Annotated in this window: 19 protein-coding genes; 12 read left to right on the top strand and 7 right to left on the bottom strand. The window is 66.0% G+C overall.

Going from position 1 to position 26,144, the window contains the following annotated elements; genetic code table 11:
- The first annotated feature begins 172 nt into the window (after positions 1-172).
- Positions 173-1,819 (top strand): methyl-accepting chemotaxis protein, encoded by a 1,647-nt coding sequence (locus OIK44_RS10960; RefSeq protein ID WP_273670782.1) that lies wholly within the window; start codon positions 173-175, stop codon positions 1,817-1,819.
- A gap of 122 nt (positions 1,820-1,941) precedes the next feature.
- Positions 1,942-5,262, top strand: a complete 3,321-nt coding sequence (locus OIK44_RS10955; protein WP_273670781.1) for a DEAD/DEAH box helicase — start codon at positions 1,942-1,944, stop codon at positions 5,260-5,262.
- A gap of 10 nt (positions 5,263-5,272) precedes the next feature.
- Here OIK44_RS10955 and OIK44_RS10950 read toward each other — a convergent pair whose 3' ends face one another.
- The gene (locus OIK44_RS10950) at positions 5,273-5,971 is read right to left on the bottom strand and encodes a glutathione binding-like protein (RefSeq protein WP_273670780.1); all 699 of its coding nucleotides are present in this window, start codon (positions 5,969-5,971) and stop codon (positions 5,273-5,275) included.
- Positions 5,972-6,227: 256 nt separating this feature from the next.
- Between OIK44_RS10950 and OIK44_RS10945 the strand changes: the two genes are divergently transcribed.
- A complete protein-coding gene (locus OIK44_RS10945) occupies positions 6,228-6,656 on the top strand; it encodes a hypothetical protein (RefSeq protein WP_273670779.1) in 429 nt (142 codons plus the stop codon).
- Positions 6,657-6,716: 60 nt separating this feature from the next.
- Here the strand turns inward: OIK44_RS10945 and OIK44_RS10940 are convergent, their stop codons facing one another.
- Positions 6,717-8,351 (bottom strand): methyl-accepting chemotaxis protein, encoded by a 1,635-nt coding sequence (locus OIK44_RS10940; protein WP_273670778.1) that lies wholly within the window; start codon positions 8,349-8,351, stop codon positions 6,717-6,719.
- A 357-nt stretch (positions 8,352-8,708) separates the two neighbouring features.
- A complete protein-coding gene (locus OIK44_RS10935) occupies positions 8,709-9,713 on the bottom strand; it encodes an aldo/keto reductase (protein WP_273670777.1) in 1,005 nt (334 codons plus the stop codon).
- Between the two features lie 132 nt (positions 9,714-9,845).
- Between OIK44_RS10935 and OIK44_RS10930 the strand changes: the two genes are divergently transcribed.
- Both OIK44_RS10930 and OIK44_RS10925 read left to right on the top strand, forming a co-directional pair.
- Positions 9,846-10,739, top strand: a complete 894-nt coding sequence (locus tag OIK44_RS10930) for a LysR family transcriptional regulator (protein ID WP_273670776.1) — start codon at positions 9,846-9,848, stop codon at positions 10,737-10,739.
- A gap of 54 nt (positions 10,740-10,793) precedes the next feature.
- Positions 10,794-11,159, top strand: coding sequence for a hypothetical protein (locus tag OIK44_RS10925; RefSeq protein WP_273670775.1), 366 nt, complete (start codon positions 10,794-10,796; stop codon positions 11,157-11,159).
- Between the two features lie 39 nt (positions 11,160-11,198).
- Here the strand turns inward: OIK44_RS10925 and folE are convergent, their stop codons facing one another.
- Both folE and nudC read right to left on the bottom strand, forming a co-directional pair.
- Positions 11,199-11,765 (bottom strand): GTP cyclohydrolase I FolE, encoded by a 567-nt coding sequence (gene folE, locus OIK44_RS10920; RefSeq protein WP_273670774.1) that lies wholly within the window; start codon positions 11,763-11,765, stop codon positions 11,199-11,201.
- Between the two features lie 135 nt (positions 11,766-11,900).
- Positions 11,901-12,719 (bottom strand): NAD(+) diphosphatase, encoded by an 819-nt coding sequence (gene nudC, locus OIK44_RS10915; protein ID WP_273670773.1) that lies wholly within the window; start codon positions 12,717-12,719, stop codon positions 11,901-11,903.
- Positions 12,720-13,001: 282 nt separating this feature from the next.
- Here nudC and OIK44_RS10910 point away from each other — a divergent pair, with 282 nt between their 5' ends.
- From OIK44_RS10910 to OIK44_RS10890, 5 genes are all read left to right on the top strand, one after another.
- The gene (locus tag OIK44_RS10910) at positions 13,002-15,308 is read left to right on the top strand and encodes a catecholate siderophore receptor Fiu (RefSeq protein WP_273670772.1); all 2,307 of its coding nucleotides are present in this window, start codon (positions 13,002-13,004) and stop codon (positions 15,306-15,308) included.
- 74 nt (positions 15,309-15,382) lie between these two features.
- A complete protein-coding gene (locus OIK44_RS10905) occupies positions 15,383-16,063 on the top strand; it encodes a Fe2+-dependent dioxygenase (protein WP_273670771.1) in 681 nt (226 codons plus the stop codon).
- A 370-nt stretch (positions 16,064-16,433) separates the two neighbouring features.
- Positions 16,434-17,750, top strand: coding sequence for a dicarboxylate/amino acid:cation symporter (locus OIK44_RS10900; protein WP_273670770.1), 1,317 nt, complete (start codon positions 16,434-16,436; stop codon positions 17,748-17,750).
- A gap of 147 nt (positions 17,751-17,897) precedes the next feature.
- Entirely contained in the window at positions 17,898-19,811 is a 1,914-nt protein-coding gene (locus OIK44_RS10895; protein ID WP_273670769.1) for a sensor histidine kinase, read from the top strand.
- Complete coding sequence (locus OIK44_RS10890) at positions 19,804-21,147, top strand: sigma-54-dependent transcriptional regulator (RefSeq protein ID WP_273670768.1); 1,344 nt, start codon at positions 19,804-19,806, stop codon at positions 21,145-21,147. The genes OIK44_RS10895 and OIK44_RS10890 overlap by 8 nt, the downstream gene beginning before the upstream one ends.
- A 13-nt stretch (positions 21,148-21,160) precedes the next feature.
- Here the strand turns inward: OIK44_RS10890 and OIK44_RS10885 are convergent, their stop codons facing one another.
- The gene (locus tag OIK44_RS10885) at positions 21,161-22,150 is read right to left on the bottom strand and encodes an MORN repeat-containing protein (protein WP_273670767.1); all 990 of its coding nucleotides are present in this window, start codon (positions 22,148-22,150) and stop codon (positions 21,161-21,163) included.
- A gap of 246 nt (positions 22,151-22,396) precedes the next feature.
- On the opposite strand from OIK44_RS10885, the gene OIK44_RS10880 reads away from it, so the two are divergent.
- The gene (locus OIK44_RS10880) at positions 22,397-22,870 is read left to right on the top strand and encodes a glycine zipper 2TM domain-containing protein (RefSeq protein ID WP_273670766.1); all 474 of its coding nucleotides are present in this window, start codon (positions 22,397-22,399) and stop codon (positions 22,868-22,870) included.
- 148 nt (positions 22,871-23,018) lie between these two features.
- Entirely contained in the window at positions 23,019-23,873 is an 855-nt protein-coding gene (locus tag OIK44_RS10875) for a GIN domain-containing protein (protein ID WP_273670765.1), read from the top strand.
- Positions 23,874-23,896: 23 nt separating this feature from the next.
- On the opposite strand, the gene OIK44_RS10870 is transcribed toward OIK44_RS10875, so the two are convergent.
- Positions 23,897-26,128 (bottom strand): heavy metal translocating P-type ATPase, encoded by a 2,232-nt coding sequence (locus tag OIK44_RS10870; protein WP_273670764.1) that lies wholly within the window; start codon positions 26,126-26,128, stop codon positions 23,897-23,899.
- Positions 26,129-26,144 lie beyond the last annotated feature (16 nt).

Here is a 26,144-nt window from a genome sequence, read left to right as displayed (position 1 = left end):
CAGTGTAGAGCCCCAATCCCGAGACCCGGCCAGCCAGTGCGTCGCGAACGCACACGCCAGCCGCACGCCCCCGCGCCAAAAGCGGCACCGATGCACGAGCCGGATGCCATCGCCTCCCCCGCCTCCACACGCCCATTTGTTACCCCGACTTCAACCATACTCGAAGGAAGCCATGTCACTTTCCAATCTCAACATCGGAGCCCGTCTCGGGCTCGGCTTTGCCATCGTCCTCGGTTTGCTGCTGGCCCTGCTGCTGCTGGGCCTGAACTCCATGTCGCGCATCGGCGCGCGCACCGACGACATCGTCTCCGACAAGATCGTCAAGATGACGGCCGCCAACACCATGGCCGACCGGGCGCGCGACATCACGCTGGCCCTCAGCAGCATCCTGGTCGTGCAGACGGACGCCGAGGTGCAGGCCAAGCTGGCCGATATCGCGGCGAACCGCAAGGAATACGGCGCGGCCACGCAAACCTTGAACAAGCTGCTCGCCGACGACAAGGAAAAAGCCCTGGTGGCGACGCTGGCCGACTTGCTCAAGGGCGGCGCGGTGAAGAACAACAAGATGCTGGAATTGCGCGCGGCCGGCCAGGTGGCCGAGGCGGCCGCCTATTTCACGACGGAGGTGGGGCCGAACCTGCAGGTGATGCTGAAGGCGATCAACGCCATCGTCGCCTATGAAACGGAACTGGCGAACCAGGCCGGCGCGCAAGCCGGCGCCGTGCAGGACGCGGCGCTGGTGCAGATGAGCGTGCTGGGCAGCATCGCCGTGGCGGTCGGCGCGCTGGTGGCCTGGCTCATCACGCGCTCGATTACCCGGCCCATCCACGAAGCCGTCCGGCTGGCCGAAACGGTGGCCTCGGGCAACCTGACCTCGCGCATCGAAGTCACGGCCACGGACGAGACGGGCCGCCTGCTGGGCGCGCTGCAGGCGATGAACGCCAGCCTGCTAAAGGTGGTCGGCCAGGTGCGCAGCGGCACCGAAACCATCGCCACGGCCTCGAACCAGATCGTCGCCGGCAACCTGGACCTGTCGGCGCGCACCGAGCAGCAGGCCGGCTCGCTGGAGGAAACGGCCTCGTCGATGCAAGAGCTGACCGGCACCGTCAAGCAGAACGCCGACAACGCGCGCCAGGCCAACCAGTTGGCGCAAAGCGCCTCGGACGTGGCGGTGCGCGGCGGCGCGCTGGTGGCGCAAGTGGTCGACACGATGGACTCGATCAACGATTCCTCGCGCAAGATCGTCGACATCATCGGCGTCATCGACGGCATCGCCTTCCAGACCAATATCCTGGCCTTGAACGCGGCCGTCGAGGCGGCCCGCGCCGGCGAGCAGGGCCGCGGCTTCGCCGTCGTCGCCTCCGAGGTGCGCAACCTGGCGCAGCGCTCGGCCGCCGCCGCCAAGGAAATCAAGGACTTGATCGCCGCCTCCGTGGCCAACGTCGACGCCGGCTCGAAGCTCGTCAACGACGCCGGCCAGACCATGGGCGACATCGTCGACAGCATCCAGCGCGTCACCGACATCATGGGCGAGATCACCTCGGCCAGCCAGGAACAGACCAGCGGCATCGAGCAAATCAATATGGCCATCGCGCAGATGGACGACGTCACCCAGCAGAACGCCGCGCTGGTCGAGGAGGCGGCCGCCGCCTCGCAAAGCATGCAGGAACAGGCCGCCAACCTGGCCGGGCTGGTGGGCTTCTTCAACACCGGCGCCACAGCCGCGGCGGCGCCGCCGCGTGCCCCGGCCAAGCCAGTGCGCCCGGGCGCGCCGCCGCAGCGGATCGCCGCGCGCGAAACGGCCTGGGAAGCGTTCTGACGCACGCCAAACAGCGGCGATTATCCGGCGGCTGAAGCCGGTTTTTCGCCGCTGGCATGCGCAAAAACGGCTATGCTGTCGCCTTCGATCATTCCGCCGCGGCAGCGTCCCCCCACATCATCATGACCCAGGCAGAACAACAGCGCCTCCTCGCCATTCTGGAGTACTGGCATAAGATCGAGTTTTTCATTCCCTTCGATCTGGCGCAGGTCAGCGACACGCCGGACGAGTGGAAATTGCGCTGGCTGACGCGCGGCGATCTGGCCACGCTGCCGTCGACCTTCCTGACACAGTTGCGCGTGCCGCCCGAGCTGCGCATCAGCGGCTTCAAACTCTTCCTCGGCGTATTCGACAAGGCGGAAATCGCCCGCGCCGGCAATGCCGTGGCCTCGCCGTCCGAGCAGCTGGAGGAGGCCGAGAAAGGCGCCCTGCAGGGCCGCTCCTGCTTCGCCCGCATCACGCTGAACGCCGCGGGCGAGCCGAATTTCGATCCGGTTTCCGTCTCCACCGTGCCCTGGGCGCTGGGCCGGGGTTTGAACGCACTGGGGCTCGACGCCTTCGACGACGCCCAGCAAGACTTGAAAGACCGCCTGCGGAATTTCCACGCCGCGCGCCGGCCCGCCGTCGCGGCCGACGCCGACAGCGCGCCGACAGCGCCGCTGGACGGCGCGGAAATCCTCGCGCTGTTCGAGCTGTTCACGGCGTGGGCCGATTTCACGCCGGCGCACGCCCAGCCGGTCGCGCTGCTGGAAATCGGCACCGAGAAAATCCCCGCGCAGAAGGAGCGCGCGGCGGACGCCCCGCCGGCGCAGGAAAACGGCGAGCTCGACTTCACGGCCGCGCCGGAAGCCTCGGTCGACATCTTGAACAGCTTCTACATTGAAGACCTGGAACGGGCCATCTGCGCGGTGCGCGGCGGCGCCGTGCCGGCCACGCTGGCGGCCTACCTGACGCCGCTGGCGCCGGCGCGGCGCACCGACCTCTACACCGACGCCGGCCGCCAGTGCATCATCGACATGCTGCACCCGGCGCGCGGCAACCGCGGCCACTGGCTGGAAGACGCCGGCCGCTCGATGAGCCTGATGCAGCAATTCGCCGTCAACGCCGGCCTGCGCCACGTCGCCGAGCGCGGCCTGTTCTCCGTCAACGGCCCGCCCGGCACCGGCAAAACCACGCTGCTGCGCGAACTGTTCGCGGAAAACATCGTGCGCCGCGCCGCCGTGCTGGCGCGCCTGGAGCGGGCCGCCGACGCCTTCTGCGGCAAGCTCAGGGTCGGCTTCAACGGCGACACCCGGCAAGCCACCATCGCGCGCCTGATCCCCGAACTGTGCGGATTTGAAATGGTGGTGGCCTCGTCGAACAACGCGGCGGTGGAAAACATCTCCACCGACCTGCCCAAGCGCAAACAACTGGGCGCGGCCTGGTCCGGCGCCAGCTATCTGCAGCCGGTGGCGCAGCGCCTGGCAGCCGAGGGCGACGACGGCCGCGTCAAACCGCTGGCGGCCGGCGAGCTGCCGTGGGGGCTGATTTCCTGCGCGCTCGGCAAGAGCCAGAACCGCAAGCGCTTCGTCGCGAAATTCTATTACGACGGCAAGCAGCGCGCCGCCCAAGCCGGCGCCATGCAGCACATCCGCCTATGGCTGGAAAACTATCGCGGCATCGGCTTCCAGCAGGCGGCGGCCGAGTTCCGCGCCGCCGCGCAAGCCGTCGAGGCGGCACTGGCCGAACTGGCCGACTACGCCGACCTGTGGCGCGGCGCCGGATTGCTGACGCGCGCGCAGTTTTGCCGCGCCGGCCAGACGCGCCTGGAGCTGGCGGCGGCGCAGGAAGAGGCCGCGCAACAGGCGCTGGCCGGCGCCGAGGGCGCGCTGGCCACCCTGCTCGACGACAAGGCCGCGCTGCAGGAAGAGGAGCGCCTGCTCGACCGCGCCGCGCCGGGCTTCTTCGCCCGCCTGCTGCGCACGGCGGCGGCGCGCCGCCACCGCGCCGAGGTGGCGGCGAACGCCGACGCCCAGCGCGGCGCCGGGCGCGCCATCGCCGCCGCCAAAACCCGTATCGCCAGCGCGCTGGCGCCGCAGCACGCGCGCGCCGCCGGCGAGGCGGCGACGGCCCGCGCCGCCGTCGCCGCCCTGCAGCGCGACTGGGACACCGCCCAGGCCCGGCTGGCCGCCTACCGCAGCCGCTACCCCGACCTGGCGCCGCCGGACCAGCCGGCGCAACTGGAGCAGGACCAGGTGCAGATCGCCGGCCTGTGGCACGACGCCGCGCTGGCGCAACTGCGCTCGGCGCTGTTCGCCAAGGCGCTCGCGCTGCACGAAGCCTGGCTGGCCGAAGTGGCGCAAAAGGGCGGCGCCGGCTTCGGCGGCAACCTGTTCGCCCTCGCCCTGCTGCTCGACAACAAGCGCCCGGACGACGACGCCCACGTCGCCCCGATCTGGCAAAGCCTGTTCATGGTGGTGCCGGTCGTCTCCACCACCTTCGCCTCGTTCGCGCGCCAGTTCCGCGGCATGGACGCCGAGTCGCTGGGCTGGCTCTTCATCGACGAAGCCGGCCAGGCCGTGCCGCAGGCCGCCGTCGGCGCCCTGTGGCGCGCCAGACGCGCCGTCGTCGTCGGCGACCCGCTGCAGATCGAGCCGGTCTTCACGGCGCCGGCGCAATTGATCAGGAAGCTGTCGGCGCAGTCGCCGCACACCGCCGACGACGCCTACGCGCCCGACAAGGTGTCGGTGCAGCGCCTGGCCGACGCCGCCAACCCCTACGGCACGCAAGTGGCCGGCGGCGACGGCGGACTGTGGATAGGCAGCCCGCTGCGCGTGCACCGGCGCTGCGCCGAGCCGATGTTTTCGCTGTCGAACAACATCGCCTATGGCGGCAAGATGGTCTTCGGCATGCGCGACCGGCAGCCGCCAGCCGGCGCGCCCGGCATCGGCGCCAGCGCCTGGATCGACGTCGCCGGCGCGGTCGCCTTCAAGCAAGTGGTGCCGCAGCAGATCGACCTGGTGGCGCAGATGCTGCTGCGGCTGTACCGGCGCGCGGGCGAGCTGCCGCCGCTGTACATCATTTCGCCGTTCAAGGCGGTCCAGGAAGAGGTGAGGAAACGCGTGCTCGGCATCGCCTGGGACGACGACACGGGCGCCCACGCGGCGCCGGCGAAAGCCGCCCTGGCCCAGTGGTGCCGCGACAGGATAGGCACGGTCCACACCTTCCAGGGCAAGGAGCAGAGCATGGTCGTGATGGTGCTGGGCGCCGACCGCGACAACGCCGGCGCGGCGGCCTGGGCGGCCGCCAAGCCGAACCTGCTGAACGTGGCGCTGACCCGCGCCGCGCATTACGTCTACATCGTCGGCGAGGCCGCCGTGTGGAGCGCGCAGCCGTATTTTTCGACGGCCCACGCGGACTTGCCGAAGACCGATGCGCGCAGTTTTCTGGCGCGCATCGGATAAGCCGCCGGCCTTACGCCGTCTTGGCGGCAGTCTGGCCGAACAGCACGCGCTTGGCGTCTTCGTCGACGGTCGGCGCCGCGTTGATCTCGGCGGCGCGGGCGTAGGCGCGCCGGGTCGCCGGGCGCGCCTCGATGGCCGCGAACCAGCGCGCCAGGTGCGGGAAGTCGGCCAGCTTCTGCCCCTGCTTTTCATGCGGCACGATCCACGGGTAGGCGGCCATGTCGGCGATCGAATACGCGTCGCCGGCGATGAAGTCGCGCCCGGCAAGACGGCGGTTCAGCACGCCGTACAGGCGGTTCGTCTCGTTCACGTAGCGGTCGATCGCGTACTGGATTTTCTCCGGCGCGTACTGCACGAAATGGTGGTTCTGGCCGGCCATCGGCCCCAGCCCGCCCATCTGCCAGAACAGCCACTGGCTGACCTCGGCGCGGCCGCGCACGTCGGCCGGCAGGAACTGGCCGCTTTTCTCGGCCAGGTATTGCAGGATCGCGCCGGACTCAAACAGCGAAATCGGCGCGCCGCCATCGGCCGGCGCGTGGTCGACGATGGCGGGAATGCGGTTGTTCGGCGCGATCGCCAGGAACTCCGGCTGGAATTGCTCGCCCTTGCCGATGTGCACGGGGATGATGCGGTAGGGGATGCCGCTTTCTTCGAGGAACAGCGTGATTTTGTGGCCGTTCGGCGTGGTCCAGTAATACAGGTCGATCATAGTGGCTCTTTCCATTGTTCGTGGGTATTCAAGCGGTGCCAGGGCGCCGTCTGCGCGGCGGCAAGATTGAACATGCCGGCGCCGGCGGGCACCGATATAATGCCACGTCAGCGGAAAAATATTTGGCGGCCCCCGCCCCGCACTTCCTTGTGAGCGCTCACTACCCCGCCATGCGTGGCGGCGACGGCGGGGCGCGCCGGGGCAGCGCGTTTTTTCCGACTCTTATCCCGCAGCACCACACTGGAAAGCGACACCCATGCGCAAGACCCTGATCGTTCTGATGACTGTATTGTTGGCTGGCTGTGTCGACGATTCCGCCTCCTACTACATCGACGGACGCGACCACGCACTGACGCTGCGCCGCCAGCAAGGCTATTTCTGGAAGGACGAGGCGGCCGTGTCGCTGGTGGCCTCGCACCTGCCGGAATGCCAACGCCTGCACCGCCTGACGACGACGGAGGCGTCCGGCGACTTGAAGGGGGAGGTGTTTTCCGCCGGCGACGGCAACTGGTATCTGCGCCTGGGCGGCCAGTTGTGGCAGGTCGAAACGAACACCTGCAACAGCCTGACGGAACTGGAGAACGATCCCAAGGCCGACCTGGGGCAGCCGGTTGGCAGCTTCGTCGTCGTTGACGGCAAGCTGGTGTTCGAGGCGCTGCCGGCGCAGGCGGCGCCGGCCCAGTAAGGATCTGAAAGCGGGGGTCTGACCCGAAGGGCGGGTCAGACCCCGGTGCCGCGGGCCGGTTTAGGCGCGGGCCAGGGCGCGCACGGCGCTGGTCTTGGCCGCGCGCGCCGGCGCCGCCGCCGGACGCGCGGCGGCGCCGGCGTGTTCTTCCAGCTTGAAGCGCGCCACCAGGCCCGCCAGATTGGCCGCCTGGTCTTGCATGCTGCCGGCCGCGGCGGCCGCCTCTTCGACCAGCGCCGCGTTCTGCTGCGTGACCGAATCCATTTCGGCGATGGCCTGGTTGACGTGGCCGATGCCGGTGCTCTGCTCGCGCGACGCCGCCGAGATCTCCGACATGATGTCGGTCACCCGCGAGACGCTGGCCACCACTTTTTCCATCGTTGCGCCGGCCTGGCCGACCAGCGCGCTGCCGGCCGCGATGCTGTCGACCGAGTCGCCGATCAGCAGCTTGATTTCCTTCGCCGCCGCCGCGCTGCGGTGGGCCAGGTTGCGCACCTCGCTGGCGACCACGGCGAAGCCGCGGCCCTGCTCGCCGGCCCTGGCCGCCTCGACTGCCGCGTTCAAGGCCAAAATATTCGTCTGGAAGGCGATGCCGTCGATGACGCTGATGATGTCGACGATGCGCGCCGCCGAGGCGTTGATGGTGTCCATCGTGGCGATCACTTGCGCCACCACGGCCCCGCCCTGCTGCGCCACTTCCGAGGCCGACAGCGCCAGCTGGTTGGCCTGCACGGCGTTGTCGACGTTTTGCGTCACGGTCGAGGTCAGCTGCTCCATCGACGCGGCCGTTTCCTCCAGCGCGCTGGCCTGGGATTCCGTGCGCCCGGACAGGTCCATATTGCCGCTGGCGATCTCGCTCGACGCGGTGGCGATGGTGTCGGCGCTGGCGCGGATTTCGCCTATCGTGCTGGCCAAATTGCTCTGCATGGTTTTCATCGCATACAGCACGCTGCCGCGGTCATCCTGGTGCGTCAAGACGCTGCCGCTCAAGTCGTTGCGGGCGATCTTCTCGGCCACCTCGGCGGCGTATTCCGGCGCGCCGCCCAGCGCATGGCGCAGGCTGCGGTTGATCATCGTGACGATCACCGACAGCAACGCGCACACGGCCAGCAGCAGCACGCCGGCGCCGATCAGCGACTCCCGGAAGGCGGCGTCGATGTCATCCATATAGACGCCGCAGACGATGATCCAGCCCCACGGTTTATAGGAGGCGACCCGGCTCATCTTCGGCGCCGGCACGGTTTCGCCCGGCCGCGGCCAGACGTAGCGCGCGAAGCCGGCGCCGCTGTCGCCCTTGCCGATGGCCGTGATGTCGCGGTACAGATAGGTGCCGTTGGCGTCCTTGAAGTCGAGCATGTTCTTGCCGTCGTTGGCCGGCTTGAAGGGATTCATCAGCGCGACGCCGTCCATGCTGACGATGGTCAGATAGCCGTCCTTGCCGTAGCGCAGATTCTTGATGGTGGCCGAAGCCAGCTTTTGCGCCTCGTCCTTCGTCATCTTGCCGCCGTCGGCCAGCTCGCCGTACATTTTCAAAACGCTGATGCCCATATCGGCGACATTCGCCAAATCGTTGCTGCGCTCTTCAATACGCAGGGTCCGCGTTTGCAGCGCGTTATAAATAAAGATGCCGGTGATGCACAATAAGCTGCACAACAAGGGAATCCACAGTTTCTGCTGGAATGTCAGTTTCTTCATGGGGTCTCCAACGTATTGATTGATTCAAATTCGAGAATACGCGGCGCCGGCGTATCGACGCCGGTCGGTGCTACTCGGACATGGTCAATATACGCGAAATTGGAGTGCCGTAAAGCAATATCTGCACGGCAATGTTAATAGCGCGATAGCTACACAACAATAGATGTTTCCCATAAAAATATAATAATGTTTTTATAGTAAAGTTTCTTTTTTTATTAATTGAGAATCAATTCCAAAATCGATTCATTCCATTCATTGAAAATAGGGAAAAGCGCTGAATTGTTCATTGTCGCGGCCGATGTTTGCGCCGCCGCCGGCCGCCTTCGCGGCGCCGGCGGCGGCGCGGGCGAGGCGCGCTTAATGGGCGCCCTGTTCGCTGTCGAGATGGGCCGTCTGGTAGTCGTTATAACGGCCGCCGGCCGCCGCGTCGGCCGGGACCACCTCGGCCAGCCGCGCCAGGTCGGCCGCCGACAGCGCCAGCGCGGTCGCGCCCAGCGCCTCCTGCAGGCGGTCGCGGCGGCGCGCCCCCACCAGCGGCACGATGTCGGCGCCCTGCGCCGCCACCCAGGCGATGGCCACCTGGGCCACCGTCGCGCCGAGCGCCGTGGCGACGCCGCGCAGGCGCTCGACCAGGTCCAGGTTGCGCTCCAGGTTGGCGCCCTGGAAGCGCGGGCTGAGCTGGCCGCGGAAGTCTTGCTCGCCTTCGCGCCGCTTCGACCAGTGGCCGCTGATCAGGCCGCGCGACAGCACGCCGTAGGCCGTGATGCCGATGCCCAGCTCGCGCGCCACCGGCAGGATGCTGTCCTCGATGCCGCGCGAGATCAAGGAATATTCGATCTGCAAATCGCTGATCGGGTGCACGGCGTGGGCCCGCCGCAGCGTCTCGGCGCTGACTTCGGACAGGCCGATGTGGCGCACATGGCCCGCCTTGACCAGCTCGGCGATGGCGCCCACCGTGTCCTCGATCGGCACGTCCGGGTCGAGCCGGGCCGGGCGGTAGATGTCGATGTGGTCGGTGCCCAGCCGCTGCAGCGAATACGCGGCGAAGTTCTTCACGGCCACGGGGCGGCCGTCGCTGACACTCCAGCCGCCGTCCGGGTCGCGCAGCGCGCCGAACTTGACGCTGACGACGGCGTTGTCGCGGCGCCCGCCGGCCAGCGCCTCGCGCAGCAGCATCTCGTTGTGGCCCATGCCGTAGAAATCGCCCGTGTCGAGCAGCGTCACGCCGGCTTCCAGCGCGGCCTGGATGGTGGCGATGCTCTCGCCCCGGTCGGCCGGGCCGTACAGGTCGGACATGCCCATCAGGCCGAGGCCCAGTTGGGCCACTTGCGGGCCGGTGCGGCCAAGTTGGCGAAGTTCCATATTCTCTCCCAGGGGTGGACGGTGGGGGCCTGCATGGCCCGGTGAGAGCATTATGCGGCTCGCGCATCAGGGGATAAATACGCTAGAATTTATTAGTTTATTCGAGAAAAAAGAATAATGAGGGAGGTGGCGATGGACCAGTTCAAGGCGATGCAAATCTTCAAATGCGTGGCCCAGTGCAAGAGCTTCACGCAGGCGGCGGAACAGCTGGACCTGCCCAAGCCGACCGTGACGAACGCCGTCCAAAGCGTCGAGCAGCAGCTCGGCGTGCGCCTGCTGCAGCGCACCACACGCAAGGTCAGCCTGACAGTCGAGGGCGGCATCTACCTGGAACGCTGCATCCGCCTGCTCAACGACCTGGAGGATGTCAACGCCCTGTTCCTCGGGCCGGACCACCTGCCCAGCGGCGTCCTGCGCGTCGACTTGCCGGAGCGCCTGGCGCGCCTGCTGGTGATTCCGGCCCTGCCCGAGTTTTTCCGGCGCTACCCGAACATCCAGCTGCGCCTGGGCTCGAACGACCGCTACGCCGACCTGGTCGGCGAGGGCATAGACTGCGCCGTGCGCGCCGGCGCGCTGCGCGACTCCAGCCTGATCGCCAGGCGCATCGGCGCCATGCAGCAAATTAACTGCGCCTCGGCCGGCTACCTGCGCCAGCACGGCCGGCCGCACACGCCGGCCGAACTGGCGCAGCACTACGCCGTCAACTTCTTTTCCAGCCAGAGCGGCCGCGACCTCGACTGGGAGTACGAGGAGGACGGCGCCACGCGCACGCTGTCCATGCGCAGCCTCGTCTCGGTCAGCAGCGCGGAAGCCTACGTGGCCAGTTGCCGCGCCGGCCTGGGCCTGATCCAGGCGCCGCGCCTGGGCATGGAGGCGCTGCTGGCCTCGGGCGAACTGGAGGAGGTGCTGCCGCAGTGGCGTCCGGCGCCGCTGCCGGTGGCCATCGTCTACTCGCACAACAAACACCTGTCGCCGCGCGTGCGGGTGTTTGTCGACTGGCTGAGCGGCATCCTGGAACTGGGCTGAGGCGAACTGTGAGAAAATGCACGCCCCCCGCCCGCCGCAGCAGAAGGAAACGCCATGACCAAGATCGAAGCCATGAAACGCATCAACGACCGCCTCGGCGCGCCGGCGCTGACGGACAAGAACACGCACTTCGCCAACGTCGCGCCCTATGGCACGGACGAAGGCTGGTGGTTAAAAATTCCGTATTTGACGTTCAAACAGGAACTACATTTCATTTTGAATAATGAAAAGACAAAAAACTTCCAGCATTTGACCATACACGCGAACCAGATTCTCAGCCCGGGGATGAAATTCCGCAGCAGCGACGGCGCCGCCGACGCCTTCCTGTCGGCCGCGACGCCGAAGCGCCTGATCGACCTGCTGCAGGGCGGCAGCAAATACAACTTCACGCGCCACGTGGTCCACGAATACCGCCACTGAGGGGCGGAGCGGGCTCCCGCGGGGAGCCCGGCGGCGCCATCAGCTCTCGCGCGCCAGCGCCAGGAATTCCGTGCGCAGCGCCAGATTCGGCTGCAACTCGCCCAGCATCGCCGAGGTGATGGTTTCCTCGCCCGGCGTGCGGATGCCGCGGCTTTCCATGCACATGTGGCGGCAGCGCACCACCACGCCGACGGCCTTCGGCTCCAGCGCCTCCATCAGCGCGTTGGCGATCTGGATCGTCATGCGCTCCTGCACCTGCAGGCGCTTGGAGAAGCAATCGACCAGGCGGGTCAACTTCGACAGGCCGACGATTTTACCGTTCGGCACGTAACCGATGGTCGCCTTGCCGAAAAACGGCGCCAGATGGTGTTCGCAATGGCTATAGACGGGAATGCCGCGCACCACGATCAACTCGTTGTACTGCTCGGCGCCATCCTCGAAAGCCTTCAACAGCTCGGCCGGGTCCTGCGCATAGCCGGAAGTCCAGTGCTTCCACGCCTTGGCCACCCGCGACGGCGTCTCCACCAAGCCCGGACGCCCCGGATCCTCGCCCAGGCTGGTCAACAGGCGACGCCAGTCTTTTTCTGAAAATTCTTCTTTGGACATGCTCAAACACCCTAAAAATTACAATTGCCGCCAGTATATAGAATGTGGCCCAGCCACGCTTGGCAGCTGGGGACAGACCACGATTTTCAAGGAATTATTCCTTGAAAATCGTGGTCTGTCCCCAGCTTTCGGCGGCTAGCGGGGCGGCCGGTGGGCGTTCACCAGCAGCGCCGAGATCGACACCGCCGACGCCGGCTCCGGCCAGGCGTCGTCCGGCCCGAACCAGCGCGCCTCGGCAATTTCATCGGGGTCGACGCGGATCTCGCCGTCCAGGTAATCGGCCGTGAAGGCGATCATCAGCGAGTGGGGGAAGGGCCAGGACTGGCTCATGAAGTATTGTAAATTGTGCACGCGCAGGCCGACCTCTTCCATCACTTCGCGGTGCACCGCCTCTTCGACCGATTCGCCCGCCTCAAGGAAACCGGCCAGCGGGCTGAAACGCTGCGACGGCGACGCCGTGTGCATCGCCAGCAGCACCGCGTCGCCCTTGCGGATCAGCACCATCATCGCCGGCGAGATGCGCGGGTAGGCCAGCATGCCGCAGCCCGGGCATTTGAAGCAGCGCTCGCCGCCGGCCAGCGCCATCGGCGTCGCGCACGCGCCGCAGTAGCGGTGGGTGCGCGCCCATTCGGCGATTTGGCGGGCGCGGCTGGCCAGCCCCAGCATGTCGTCGCCGACGGCGTCGAACAGCGAGCGCAGGCCGCGGAACGCATGCCCCGCGTCCGGCACGGTGTCGCTGTCGGCCCACAGCACCTGGCAGTAGCGGCCGCCCCACAGGCCGAGCGGATGGGCGCGGCCGAAGTCCAGCCCCAGCCCGGCCAGCCGCTCCGGCGCCGGCAGGCTCAGGTCGGCCTCGCGCAGCAGCAGGCGCTCGCCGTGGAAGACAAAGGTCAGCGCATCGGCATGCGCCTGGGGCGCCATCAGGGGAGTGAAGGAGGCGGGTGTGTGTAACATGCGCGGCATTTCCAGGGTGGGGGCGACGGCGTGGGATCGCGGTATGTTTTTCGGCACTTCGCTAAACAATATAACAACAAATGACGTTATTTCGCAACATCTTCCTGCCATTTGCCCGGCATATTATTGAGCGCGAATACAAGTGATAACAATTCTCATTTACGAATTTGTGAGAATTCGTTACAATGCTCCACGATTTCCCCCCTTATTCCAGCCGGCTGCGGACAAGCATGAAGGCTTGCCGCAGCGGGCACCACCCCTATTTTCAGCAGAGAGATGCATATGGCGCCGATTAAAAGCCGCAAGCACACCCAGTCCCGTTTCAACCAACATGTGAGCACCGCGCTGGCCGCGATGCTGTTGCCGGTGGCTGCGCACGCAGCGGACGCGCCCGCCAAACCGCAGGCGCTGCAGGAAGTGACGGTGGTCGGCAACAAGACCAGCAACGACTTCAAGGCCGACAAGGCCGCGTCCGTGAAATACACTGAGGCGCTGATCAACACGCCGCAAAGCATCACCGTCATCAAGCGCGAACTGATCGAGCAGCAAGGCGCCGTCACGCTGACGGAAGCGCTGCAAAACACGCCCGGCGTGGGCACCTTCTTCCTCGGTGAAAACGGCAACACCAACACCGGCGACGCCGTGTACATGCGCGGCTTCGACACCTCCGGCAGCATCTACGTCGACGGCGTGCGCGACGTCGGCTCGATCTCGCGCGACACCTTCAACATCGAACAGATCGACGTCCTCAAAGGCCCGGCCGGCACCGACAGCGGCCGCGGCGCGCCGACCGGCTCGATCAACCTGGCGTCGAAGCAGGCCAACCAGGAAGATGCCTTCTACTCGTCCGTCTCGGTCGGCAGCGGCAGCAAAAAACGCGCCAGCGCCGACTGGAACAAGCTCATCGACTCCAACACCGGCACCGCCTTCCGCCTCAACGTGATGGACCAGGACAGCGGCGTGGCCGGCCGCCACGAAGTGAAGAACAAGCGCTGGGCCATCGCCCCGACCATCTCGTTCGGCCTGAACGGCGCCACCCGCGCGCACCTGAGCTACCTGCACGTGAAGCAAGACAATGTGCCGGACGGCGGCGTGCCGACCATCGGCTTCCCCGGCTACGGCGGTCCGGACCCGGTCGCCCGTCCCTTCCTCGGCAAGGCCCCCATGGTCGACCCGAGCAATTTCTACGGCGCCCAGACCGACTTCAACAAGGTCACGGCCGACATGCTGACCATTCGCCTCGAACATGACTTCGCGCCGACGCTGAAGCTGCAAAACACCAGCCGCTATGGCAAGACCAAGCAAGACTACCTGCTGACCTCCTTCATGGGCAGCGCCGAGAACCTGAAAACGCCGCTTGCCGGCGACCCATCGACATGGTTGCTGGTGCGCACCCTGCCGACGGTCAAGGACCAGGAAAACCAGATCCTGACCAACCAGACCACGGTGACGGCGCAATTCGACACGGGCGCCGTCAAGCACTCGCTGGTGGCCGGCCTGGAACTGACCCACGAAAAGCAAACCAACTACGGCTACGTCGGCACCGGCACCCTGCCCACCGTCAGCCTGTACCGCCCGGACAGCAACGCGCCCGTCGCCGGCCTGAACCTGCGGCGCAGCGGCGCCGGCAGCGAAGGCAGCACCAGCACGCAAAGCCTGTACCTGTTCGACACCCTGAAAGTGGGCGAGCAATGGCAGTTCAACGGCGGCGTGCGCGTCGACCATTTCAACACCAGCTACACCAGCCTGGCCCTGTCGACCGAGAAATCGCATCCGAAATTGCCAGTTGGCACGCTCGTGCCGACCAGCTTCTCGCCTTCCGACACGCTGGTCAACGGCAAGCTGGCGGCGCTGTACAAGCCAACGCCCGACAGCAGCGTGTACGCGATGATCGCGACGTCGAAGCAGCCGCCGGGCGGCGCCAACTTTGCGCTGAGCGCCTCGGCCAACAGCGCGGCGAATCCGAAGTTCGATCCGCAAGCGACGACGACGAAGGAAATCGGCGCCAAGTTCGACTTCCTCAAGCAAAAACTGTCGCTGACGGCGGCGCTGTACCGCACCGACGTCAAAAATGAAGTGGAACAGGATGCCACCGACCTGAACGCCTACTACCAGACCGGCAAGAAGCGCGTGCAGGGCCTGGAAATCGGCATCACCGGCGAAATCATGCGCAACTGGCTCGTCAGCGCCGGCTACACCCGCATGGACACCAGCGTGGAATCGGGCAAGATCGTCACCGCCAGCGGCGCCAACAACCTGAGCTACACGCCGAAGCAAGCCTTCACCAGCTGGACCTCGTACACGCTGCCGTTCGGCCTCAAAGTGGGCGGCGGCGCGCGCTTCGTCGATGCGCTGATGCGCGGCACCGACGGCCCGGCCGACAAGCCGACGCCGACGCCGACGAAAACCGAATCCTACTGGGTCTTCGACGCCATGGCTTCCTACAGCGTCAGCAAGAACGTCGACTTGCAGTTGAACGTCTACAACCTGGCCAACAAAGCCTATGTCGGCGCCATCAACAAGAGCGGCTACCGCTACACCCCAGGCACGCCCCGTTCGGCCAGCCTGACCGCCAACTTCAAGTTCTAATCGCCTGAACCCGATGGTATAGTCGTGCGGCCCCTCCCCACCAGGAGGGGCCTTTTTTTTAGGAAATCCGCGCCATGATGCTGCATATCCCCAATGTATTAACACGCGAACAAGTCGCCGCGATCCGCGCCCGCCTCGACCAGACCGACTGGGTCGACGGCCGCGCCACCGTCGGCGCCCAGGGCGCGCTGGTCAAGCAAAACCGGCAACTGCCGGAACATTCGCCCGTCGGCCTGGAACTGGGCCAGATCGTCCTCGACGCGCTGGCGGCGAATCCCCTGTTCTTCGCCGCCGCGCTGCCGCTGCGCACCATCCCGCCGCTGTTCAACAGCTACGCCGGCGGCGAGCACTACGGCCTGCACGTGGACGGCTCGGTGCGCAAGGTGGCCGGCAGCAGCGTGCCGCTGCGCACCGACGTCTCGTCGACGCTGTTCCTGTGCGAGCCCGACGAATACGAGGGCGGCGAACTGGTCGTCGTCGACACCTACGGCACCCACGAAGTGAAACTGCCAGCGGGCGACCTGATCGTCTACCCCTCGACCAGCCTGCACAAGGTCGAGCCGGTCACGCGCGGCGCCCGCGTCTGCTCCTTCTTCTGGACCCAGAGCATGGTGCGCGAAGACTGGCAGCGCACCATGCTGTTCGAGCTGGACCAAAACATCCAGAAACTGCGCGGCAAAATCGGCGACTGCGAAGAAGTGGTCGGCCTGACGTCGCACTACCACAACCTGCTGCGCCAGTGGGCCGAGATCTGAGCCATAGCTGCACAGCTACACAGCTGGGGACAGACCACGATTTTCAAGAAATATTTTCTTGAAAATCGTGGTCTGTCCCCGGCCCGTATGAAATCTGATACGCCAAAGCGCCGCCGCGTCCAACTTTTCGCGCAACCCTCCCCCGCGCCACGCGCCGCGTAACCATAAATCACTTCTAAAACAGATACTTAGCCACCGCGCCCGGCCGGGCCGCCGCAGGCATGGCCCTTGCTATGTATTGAAGTCGAATCAAGACCTTGCAGCATTCAAAAACACGGGAGGGTGCGACACCAGCGCCTGGCGTGCTTGCGTTGCTCGCTGAAAAATCACAAAGTCCGCACCCGGCGGCGATCTACACGGAGGAGTCACAATGAAAAAGACACGGCCACTAACGGTATACATCCTGATTGCGATGGTACTGGGCATTCTGGTGGGCTATGCCTGCCACGAAACATTCCCCGAAAAAGCCATCACCTCGGATATTTCCGCCCATATTTCGATCGTCACGGACGTCTTCCTGCGCCTGATCAAGATGATCATCTCGCTGCTGGTGTTTTCCACGCTGACGGTGGGCATCGCCCACATGGGCGACGGCAAGACCGCCGGCCGCATCGGCGCCAAGGCCCTGTGCTGGTTCGTCATCGCCTCGCTGGTGTCGCTGGCGCTGGGCATGGTGCTGTCGAATATGTTCCAGCTCGGCACCAACCTCGGCTTGCCGCTGCCCGACGTGGGCGCGGCCACCAACCTGAAAACCGCCTCGTTCACGCTGAAGGACTTCGTCACCCACCTGGTGCCGAAATCGCCGATCGAGGCGATGGCCAACAATGAAATCCTGCAAGTGCTGGTGTTCTCGATCTTCTTCGGCGGCGCCCTGGCCGGCCTCGGCGAAGCGGGCAAGACGCTCACCAATGTCGTCGACCAACTGGCGCAAGTGATGCTGCGCATTACCGGCGCGATCATGACGATGGCCCCGCTGGCCGTGTTCGCCGCGATGGCGTCCGTCGTCACCACCCAGGGCCTGGGCGTGCTGGCCACCTTCGCCAAATTCATGGGCGGCTTCTACCTCGGCCTGTTCTGCCTGTGGGCGCTGCTGATCGGCGCCGGCTTCTGCGTGCTCGGTCCGCGCGTCTTCAAGCTGGTCGGCCTGATCCGCGAACCCTTCCTGCTGGCCTTCTCGACGGCCAGCTCGGAAGCGGCCTATCCGAAACTGCTGTTGGCGCTGGACCAGTTCGGCGTGCAGCGCAAAATCTCCAGCTTCGTGCTGCCGATGGGCTATTCCTTCAATCTGGACGGCTCGATGATGTATTGCACCTTCGCCGTGCTGTTCATCGCCCAGGCTTACGGCATCGACCTGCCGATCGGCACCCAGATCACCATGTTGCTGTTGCTGATGCTGACCTCGAAGGGCATGGCCGGCGTGCCGCGCGCCTCGCTGGTGGTCATCGCCGCCACGCTGAACCACTTCCACATTCCGGAAGCGGGCTTGCTGCTGCTGATGGGCATCGACCAATTCCTCGACATGGGCCGCTCGGCCACCAACGCCGTCGGCAACGCCATCGCCACGGCCGTCGTCGCCAAATGGGAGGGCGGCCTGGCCACGGAAGACGAGGCGGCGCGCCAGCACGCGGCGGCGCAGCAGGCCGATCCGCAATGGAACGAGGCGCAAGCCGCGCGCCAGGCCGCTTAAGCGCCGGGCGCCGCGGCTGATGCCGCGCCGCCTTACCCAGATTGAGCCATGAGCCGCCGTGCAGCAAATGCACGGCGGCTCATTTCATTTAGCAGCAGCGACTTCTTCAATGCGATACTAATGCCCTGGAACCTGCCTGAACACACGATGACGATGAATACTGGGAGCAAGATCGCGCCGCGCGCGCGGCAAGGGGCCGCGCCATGGTCGGGCCGGCAGTCGATGGCCTGGGGCGCCGTGCTGGCCGGCTTCCTGCTGGTGGTCTACCTGGTGTATTTCTGGACCGAGCGCCTGGCCATCGACAAGCTGCAGGCCGGCGGCGCCCAGCGCCTCGAAGTGTATGTCAGCAGCCTGGAAAACGCGCTGGAGAAATACGACTTCCTGCCGAAGACGCTGGAGCTGAACAAGGACGTGATCCGCCTGCTGCAAACGCCGGACGACCCGGCCCTGGTGGCCGCCGTCAACCAGTACCTGGAGCAGATGAATGCCCAGGCGAAATCGACGGCGATCTATATCAGCGACCTGAACGGCATCACCCACGCGGCCAGCAACTGGCGCGGCAAGGACAGCTTCATCGGCGACAACGTCTCCTTCCGCCCCTACGCGCAAGACGCGCTGCGCGGCACGCCGGGGCGCTTCTACGGCGTCGGCACGACGAACCTGGAACCCGGCTACTTTTTCGCCCACGGCATCTACCAGGATGGCAAGATGCTGGGCCTGGCGACCGTCAAGGTCAACATCGAAAGCCTGGAGAAGCGCTGGGTCCAGGGCGCCGACAAGGTGATGCTGGCCGACGAGCACGGCGTCATCTTCCTGACCTCGGTGCCGGCGTGGAAATACCGGACGCTGGCGCCGCTGGCGCCCGAGGTCGGCGCGCTGCTGACCCAGACCCGCCAGTACTATTCGCACAAACTGGAACCCATCCCCTTCCTGTCCGACCGGCGCCTGGGCAACGGCGCGCGCGTCATCACCGTGCGCGACCAGGCGCTGCCGGGGGCGGCCGCCAAGACCAGTTCCAGCGTGATGACCCAGTTGCAACTGAAATCGCCGCGCAACTGGCAATTCATCTACCTGTCGGACCTGCTGCAAGCCCGCTCCAGCGCCCAGGCCGCCGCCGTGTTTTCCTGCGTCGTGCTGGGCTTTTTCCTGCTGCTGTTCTTCTACGTGCGCCAGCGCCGCCAAGCCCTGGCGCACAAATTGCGCGCCAAGGAGCAGTTGCAGTACGCCTATGACAACCTGGAAACGATGGTGGCCGAACGCACCTCCGAGCTGAACGCGATGACGCAAAGCCTGAGCCAGGAAATCGCCGTGCGCAGCCAGGCCGAGCACAAATTGCACCTGACGCAAAACGAGCTGTTCCAGGCAGGTAAAATGGCCGTGCTCGGGCAGATGTCGGCCAGCATCACGCACGAGCTGAACCAGCCGCTGACGGCCCTGCGCACGATGTCGGACAACGCCGTCATCCTGCTCGAACGGGGCCGCCTCGACGACGCCAAAAACAACCTGGCGACGATCTCGCAAATCGCCGCGCGCATGGGCGCCATCACGGGGCAGTTGAAGGTGTTCGCGCGCAAGTCGACGACCAGCCTGACGTCCGTCTCGATCCCCACGGCCATCAGCAACGCCCTGTTCCTCGTCGAACGCCGCCTGCAGGTCGAGAACGTGCATTTCGCCATGCACGTGTGCGGCGACGACGTCTTCGCCCTGTGCGAAAGTAACCGCCTGGAACAGGTGCTGGTGAACCTGTTCGCCAACGCCCTCGACTCGATGGCCGGCGCCAGCCGGCGCGCGCTGACGGTGGACGTGACGCGCCAGGACGACAAGGTGCTCATCTGCGTCAGCGACAGCGGCCCCGGCCTGTCGGACGAGGTGCGCGAACGCCTGTTCGAGCCCTTCTTCACGACCAAGCCGCAAGGCGTCGGGCTGGGCCTGGGCCTGGCCATTTCGGAACAGATCACGCGCCAGTTCGGCGGCATTTTGCGCGCCGACAATCCGCCCGGCGGCGGCGCGCGCTTCACCATCGAGCTGCAAATTGCTCAGCAGGAGGAAAAACATGTTTGACGGCTTGAAAGTGTTGTTGATCGAGGATGACCCGACCGTGCGCGCCGGCAGCGAGCAGGCGCTGCAACTGGCCGGCCTGGAAGTGCAAGCCTTCCACTCGGCCGAGCTGGCCTACAAGCTGCTGGCGCCCGACTTCCCCGGCATCATCGTCACCGACGTGCGCCTGCCCGGCATGAGCGGGCTGGAACTGCTGCAGGCCGTCAAGGCCCTCGACGCCAATCTGCCGGTGATCCTCGTCACCGGCCACGGCGACATCACGATGGCCGTGCAGGCGATGCGCAACGGCGCCTACGACTTCATCGAAAAGCCCTATTCCTCCGAACAACTGGTCGACGTCATCCTGCGCGCGCTGGAAACCCGCCGCCTGACGCTGGAAGTGCACAGCCTGCGCCGCCGCCTCGAAGACGGCGACGGCATCGAATCCCGCCTGCTGGGCAATGCGCCGGCGATGCGCGACATCCGCCGCCTGATCCTCGACGTTGCCGACGAGCCGGCCGACGTGCTGATCTACGGCGACACCGGCACCGGCAAGGAAATGGTGGCGCGCTGCCTGCACGAGTACAGCCACAGGCGCAAGCACAACTTCGTCGCCGTCAACTGCGGCGCCATCCCCGAGAGCATATTTGAAAGCGAGGTGTTCGGCCACGAACAGGGCGCGTTCACCGGCGCGGCCAAGCGCCAGACCGGCAAGATCGAACACGCCGACCACGGCACCTTCTTCCTCGACGAAATCGAAAGCCTGCCGCTGGTGCTGCAGGTGAAGCTGCTGCGCGTGCTGCAGGAGCGCTACATCGAGCGGCTCGGCTCGAACACGGCCGTGCCGCTGGACGTGCGCGTCGTCGCCGCCGCCAAACTAGACCTGGAGGAACTGTCGCAGCAGCAGAAATTCCGCAGCGACCTGTACTACCGCCTGAACCTGATCGTGCTGCACCTGCCGCCGCTGCGCGAACGGCGCGAAGACATCCCGATGCTGTTCGAGCACTTCGCGCTGGCGGCGGCGGCGCGCTACAACCGCGCCGCGCCCGTCGTCTCGGGCGCGCAGATGCGCAGCCTGATGGCGCACGCCTGGCCGGGCAATGTGCGCGAGCTGCGCAACATCGCCGACCGCTTCGTGCTCGGCATCGCCGGCGGCGCGTCCGGCCTGCTGGGGCCGCGCGAGGCGGCGCCCGTGTCGCTGGCCGAACAGGTCAACGGCTTCGAACGCGCGCTCATCGAGCAGGAACTGCGCAACTACGCCGGCAATGTTGCCGAGGCCAGCGCCGTGCTGGGCCTGCCGAAGCAGACCCTGTACCACAAGATGCAGAAATACAATCTGGTGGCCGAAGAGTTCCGCTAAAGCCCCGCGTCCTTCATTTATAGCTAAAATTGAACGCCATCTGGAAGACCATCTCGCATGCCTGGCCACTGCACCGGGCCGGCTTGTACTTTTCCACCATCATCAGCATCGCGGCGATTTTTTTCGCCTCCGGCCCCAGGTCGCCCATCATGGAAACGCTGGTAGCCTTGCCCTCGCTGTCGACGGTGGCATACAAGGTCACCGAACCTTCCATCTTCAGCTTGCGCTGCAGTTCGTGCATCGCCCTGGTCAGCGTGCCTATCCCCTTCAGCGGATACGGTGGCTCATCGCCGTCCGCCAGCAAAGGATAGTAACTCTTGTAGCGACGCTGTTGCTCCGGCGTCAGATCGGCGTAGGCTTTGTCGAACGGAGCCATCGTGCTTGTCGCCAGAGTATTGTTAGAATTTAGCATTGCCCCGGACCGCCTTATGCTGAAGTGTTCCTTGGGCAGGGGCGCGCCGGGACTTTCGTCAAGTCGCAAACCGTCTTTGAACTCCCCCTCGTAACGGCTGACATTGCCCGCGTAGACAATCACGCCATGGCCATGGAATTTCCCCTGCTTCCATTCACCGTCGTAGCGCCCGCCGGTGCTAAAGACCCTGCCACCGACGCCGTCATAGCGATTTTCCTTCCATGCGCCTTCGTAGCGGTTGCCATACTTGTCCACTTCGATGCCCTGGCCGTCGCGCTGGCCATTCTTGAACTCCCCCCAATACTGCTTCTCGTTCGCATATTGGTAGGCGCCGGCCCCGTGCATGCGGCCGCGCTCCATCGGCCCTTTGTACTGAGCCTTGAGCTTATCCCCCGCCAACCACTGCACCACCCCGTTTCCGTGAGCGTAACCGTCTTCGCAGGGGCCGTCCCAACTGACGGTTTCGTCCGCCTCGGGCGGGGAAATGACAAGGCGGCAATCTTTGGCCGCCGGGGGGGACGCTGGCCCATCCGCCAGCGCGGCGCCGGCCGCGAACAAACACAGCGAAAAAAAACATGCGGCTAATTTCATCTATTTAAACTACCTCTATTGTGGATTAATTTCCGTACATCAACGATTGGGGCGGAAGTGTAACAGCGCAGCGCGGGATTGGCTAATTGACATGGGTTGCGGCCGGCAGGAACGGCGCGTTTTTCACACCTGCGCCGCTTACATCTGCTTGCGTCTGAAACGATGCCCGCCCTACCCAGGGCCGCGCGCAGATAGTATGCTAGGCACCTATGCCACCGTGGCAACATTGCAATCTAAAGGACACCCATGAAGCAAGCATCCACCACCCGTTTCCCTGGCCTGGCGCGCGCCGCCCTGTGCGCCGCCTTCGCCTCGCTGCTGGCCGCCGCGCCGCTGGCGGCCCAGGCTGCGCCTTCGCAGCGCGGCGCACACGCCGCCGCCTGCCAGAGCTGCGGCACCGTGATCTCGACGCGCACCTACCAACAGGCGGCCGCGCACGGCAGCGGCGTGGGCGCGGTCGGCGGCGCCGTCGTCGGCGGCCTGCTGGGCAACCAGATCGGCGGCGGCAACGGCCGCAAGCTGGCCACGGTGGCCGGCGCGGTGGGTGGCGGCTTTGCCGGCAATGCCATCGAAAAACAGGCACGTTCGACGACGAAAACGCAGGTTAAGGTGAGGATGAACAACGGCTCCGTGCGCAGCTTCGTCGAGGCCGGCGCCAGCCGCCGCCACGCCGGCCAGTACGTCAAAGTGGTCCAGGGCAAACTGGTGGCCCAACGCTAAGCCCCCGCCCTTTTACCGTCCGTCACCCGATTCTTGCAGCTCATCGCATTCGGATGGTGGGCGGCGGCCGTTGAGTTTATCTTATTTACAACATTGACCGGGTCACTGGCCCGGTTTTTTTGTCCATAAAATCTATAAAGGAACTTCCATGCGCACTCTTCTGAGCATTGCCGGCCTGCTGGTCCTGAGCGGCTGCGTCGTCGTCGTCCCCAACGGCGACACGCAGGCTTACTCGACGTTCGACAGCGGCGGCGTGCAGGGCAATGAACAGATCAAGCACGAGCTGCGGCCCGTGGGCAACCTGGGCGGACTGGAAGTGAGCGGCCCGATCCGCGTCGAGGTGCGGGTCGGCGGCGCGCCGTCGCTGGACATCGAGGCGGACAGCAACCTGCTCGAAAAAATCCGCAGCGAAACGAGCGGCGACACGCTCAAGCTGTGGGTCGAAGGCGGCATCCGCAGCCGCAACGGCGTCCGCGCCACCTACACCGTGACGCGGCTGAGCGAGCTGACCGTCAACGGATCGGGCCGCGTCATCGTCAATGAACTCGACGGCGACGCGCTGACCGTCACGAGCGCCGGCTCGGCGCCCATCCAACTGGCTGGCCGGCTCAAGCAATTCGACGTGCGCCTGAACGGCTCGGGCAGCGTCAACGCGGCGGCGCTGACAAGCAACTCCGTGAACGCCAGCCTGCGCGGCTCCGGCCGCCTGATGCTGGGACAGATACGCGGCGAGAAATTGAACGCGGAATTACACGGCTCGGGCTCGATCAGCGCCGGCGGCGCCGTGCGCAACCTCAACGTGCAGCTGCACGGCTCCGGCAGCGCCCAGTTCGACGGCCTGCGCAGCGAGGTGGCCGACCTGGCCACTTATGGCTCGGGCAGCATCGCCACGGCGGTCACGCAAAAACTGGTGGCGCAAAACGTCGGCTCCGGCGCCATCACGGTGCGCGGCAATCCGCAGCAGCGCTCCGTCACCGGGCGGCGCATCACCGTCACGGAATAAGCGGCGGCGCAGCGGCATCCGGGTTAGGCTGAGGGTGGTTTCGCGGCATCCCGCGACAACAGCCGCAAGCCGTTAAACACGACCAGCAGGCTCGCGCCGACATCGGCGAAAACCGCCATCCACAGGGTGGCGGCGCCGTTCAGCGCAAGCATGAAGAAGATCGCCTTGATGCCCAGCGCGGCGCCGATGTTTTGCGTCAGGATGCGCCGCGTTTTCCGGCTCAAGGCGATAAACCCCGCCAATTTTCCGAGATCGTCGTCCATCAGGGCGACATCGGCCGTTTCAATCGCCGTGTCGCTGCCGGCGGCGCCCATCGCGAAGCCGACGTCGGCCTGCGCCAGCGCCGGCGCGTCGTTGACGCCGTCGCCCAGCATGCCGACCACGCCGTAGCGCGCCTGCAACTGGCGGATTTCATCCAGTTTATGCTCAGGCAAGAGGTCCGCCTTCACCGCCGAGATGCCGACATCGGCGCCGATGCGCTGCGCGGTCAGCGCATTGTCGCCGGTCAGCATGACGGTGGCGATGCCGAGCCCGTTCAAGCGGGCGATCGCCCGCGCCGCGTCGGCCCGCAGCACATCGGCCACGGCGATGACGGCCAGCGCCGCGTCGCCGGACGCCAGCACCATCGCCGTCTTGGCCTCGCCCTGCATGCGCCGCAACAGCGCCTCCAGCGCCGGCGACATCAGCCGCATTTCCTCGATGAGGCGCTGGTTGCCCAGGTAGTATGTCTGGCCATCGATCTCGCCCTTCACGCCGCGGCCGGGCAGCGCCTCGAACTTCGCCACCGCCTTGTGCGCGGCCGCGGCCGGGCCGGCCTTGACGATGGCCGTGGCCAGCGGATGCTCGGAATTGGCATCCAGACTGGCGGCCAGCAACAGGATGGCGTCGCGCTCCATGTCGCCCAGCGCCTCCACGTCGGTGACTTCCGGCCGCCCCACCGTCAGCGTGCCGGTCTTGTCGATCGCCAGCGCCTTCAATTGGCTGCCCGCCTCCAGGAATTGCCCGCCCTTGATCAGGATGCCCCGGCGCGCGGCGGCCGTCAGCCCGCTGACGAGGGTGACGGGCGTGGAAATGACCAGCGCGCACGGGCAGGCGATAACCAGCATCACCAGCGCCTTATACAGCCAGGCGGCAAACGGCGCGCCCATCCACAGCGGCGGCACGACCGCGACGAGCAGCGCCATGAGCACCACGGCAGGCGTGTAATAGCGGGCGAAGTTGTCGACAAAGCGCTGGGTGGGCGCCTGCTTGCCCTGGGTTTCCTCGATGACGCGGATGATTTTCGCCAGCGTGCTGCCGGCGCTGTCGGCCGACACCGTCACCTCCAGCACGCCGTTCTCGTTGATCGTTCCCGCATAGACGACGTCGCCGGCACGCTTGGGCACCGGCATGCTTTCACCGGTGATGGGCGCCTGGTTGACCGAGGACTCGCCGCGCGCGACGACGCCGTCCAACGCCACGCGCTCGCCCGGCTTGACGCGCAGCAGGTCGCCGACCTTCACCGCCAGCACGGGCAGCGTTTGCCACTCGCCGCCGGCCGAGCGGACACTCGCGCTGTCCGGCGCCAATTGCATCAGCCCCCGCACGGCGTTGCGCGCGCGGTCCAGCGACAGGCTTTCGATCAGCTCGGCAACGGCGAACAGGAAAATCACCATGGCCGCCTCCGGCCACTGGCCGATGGCGACGGCGCCGAACACAGCCAGGCACATCAGGAAATTAATGTTCAGCGTAAAGCTCTTCAGGGCGATCCAGCCCTTCTTCAGCGTCGGCAAGCCGCCGGCGGCGATCGAGACGAGCGCCAGCGCGATGATGGCCGGCGACGCATCCGTGTGCGAGATCCACGCGCCCACCTCCGCCGCGACGGCGCAGGCGCCGGACAGGCCCAGCAAAAGCTTTTGCCGGACCGACAGCGAAACGGCGTCCGCGCCGGCGGCATCCGCATCCGCATCCACCGCCACGGCGTCCATGCCGATCGACTTCAGCGCGTGCACCACCGCGTCCAGGCTATCGAGCCGGTGATGGACGTCCAGCACCCGGCTCATCAAATTGAAGTCCAGGGCGACGACGCCGTGCATGCCTTCCAACTTGTTACGGATCAGACGCTCTTCCGTCGGGCAATCCATGTTCTGGATGCGGTACTTTGCCGAGCTGGTCCCGGCGGCAACGGCGAGCAGGGCTGGCGCCGCCGGCCGCGCCATGCTGGCACAAGCCGAGCCAGAGCAACATTTCGCCTTCGTTTCAACGGTATTCGACATCGCACATCCTCGCTCA

The organism is Janthinobacterium fluminis (assembly GCF_028595325.1).
GTDB classification, from domain to species: domain Bacteria; phylum Pseudomonadota; class Gammaproteobacteria; order Burkholderiales; family Burkholderiaceae_D; genus Janthinobacterium; species Janthinobacterium fluminis.
This window is presented reverse-complemented; position numbering and strand designations above follow the sequence as displayed.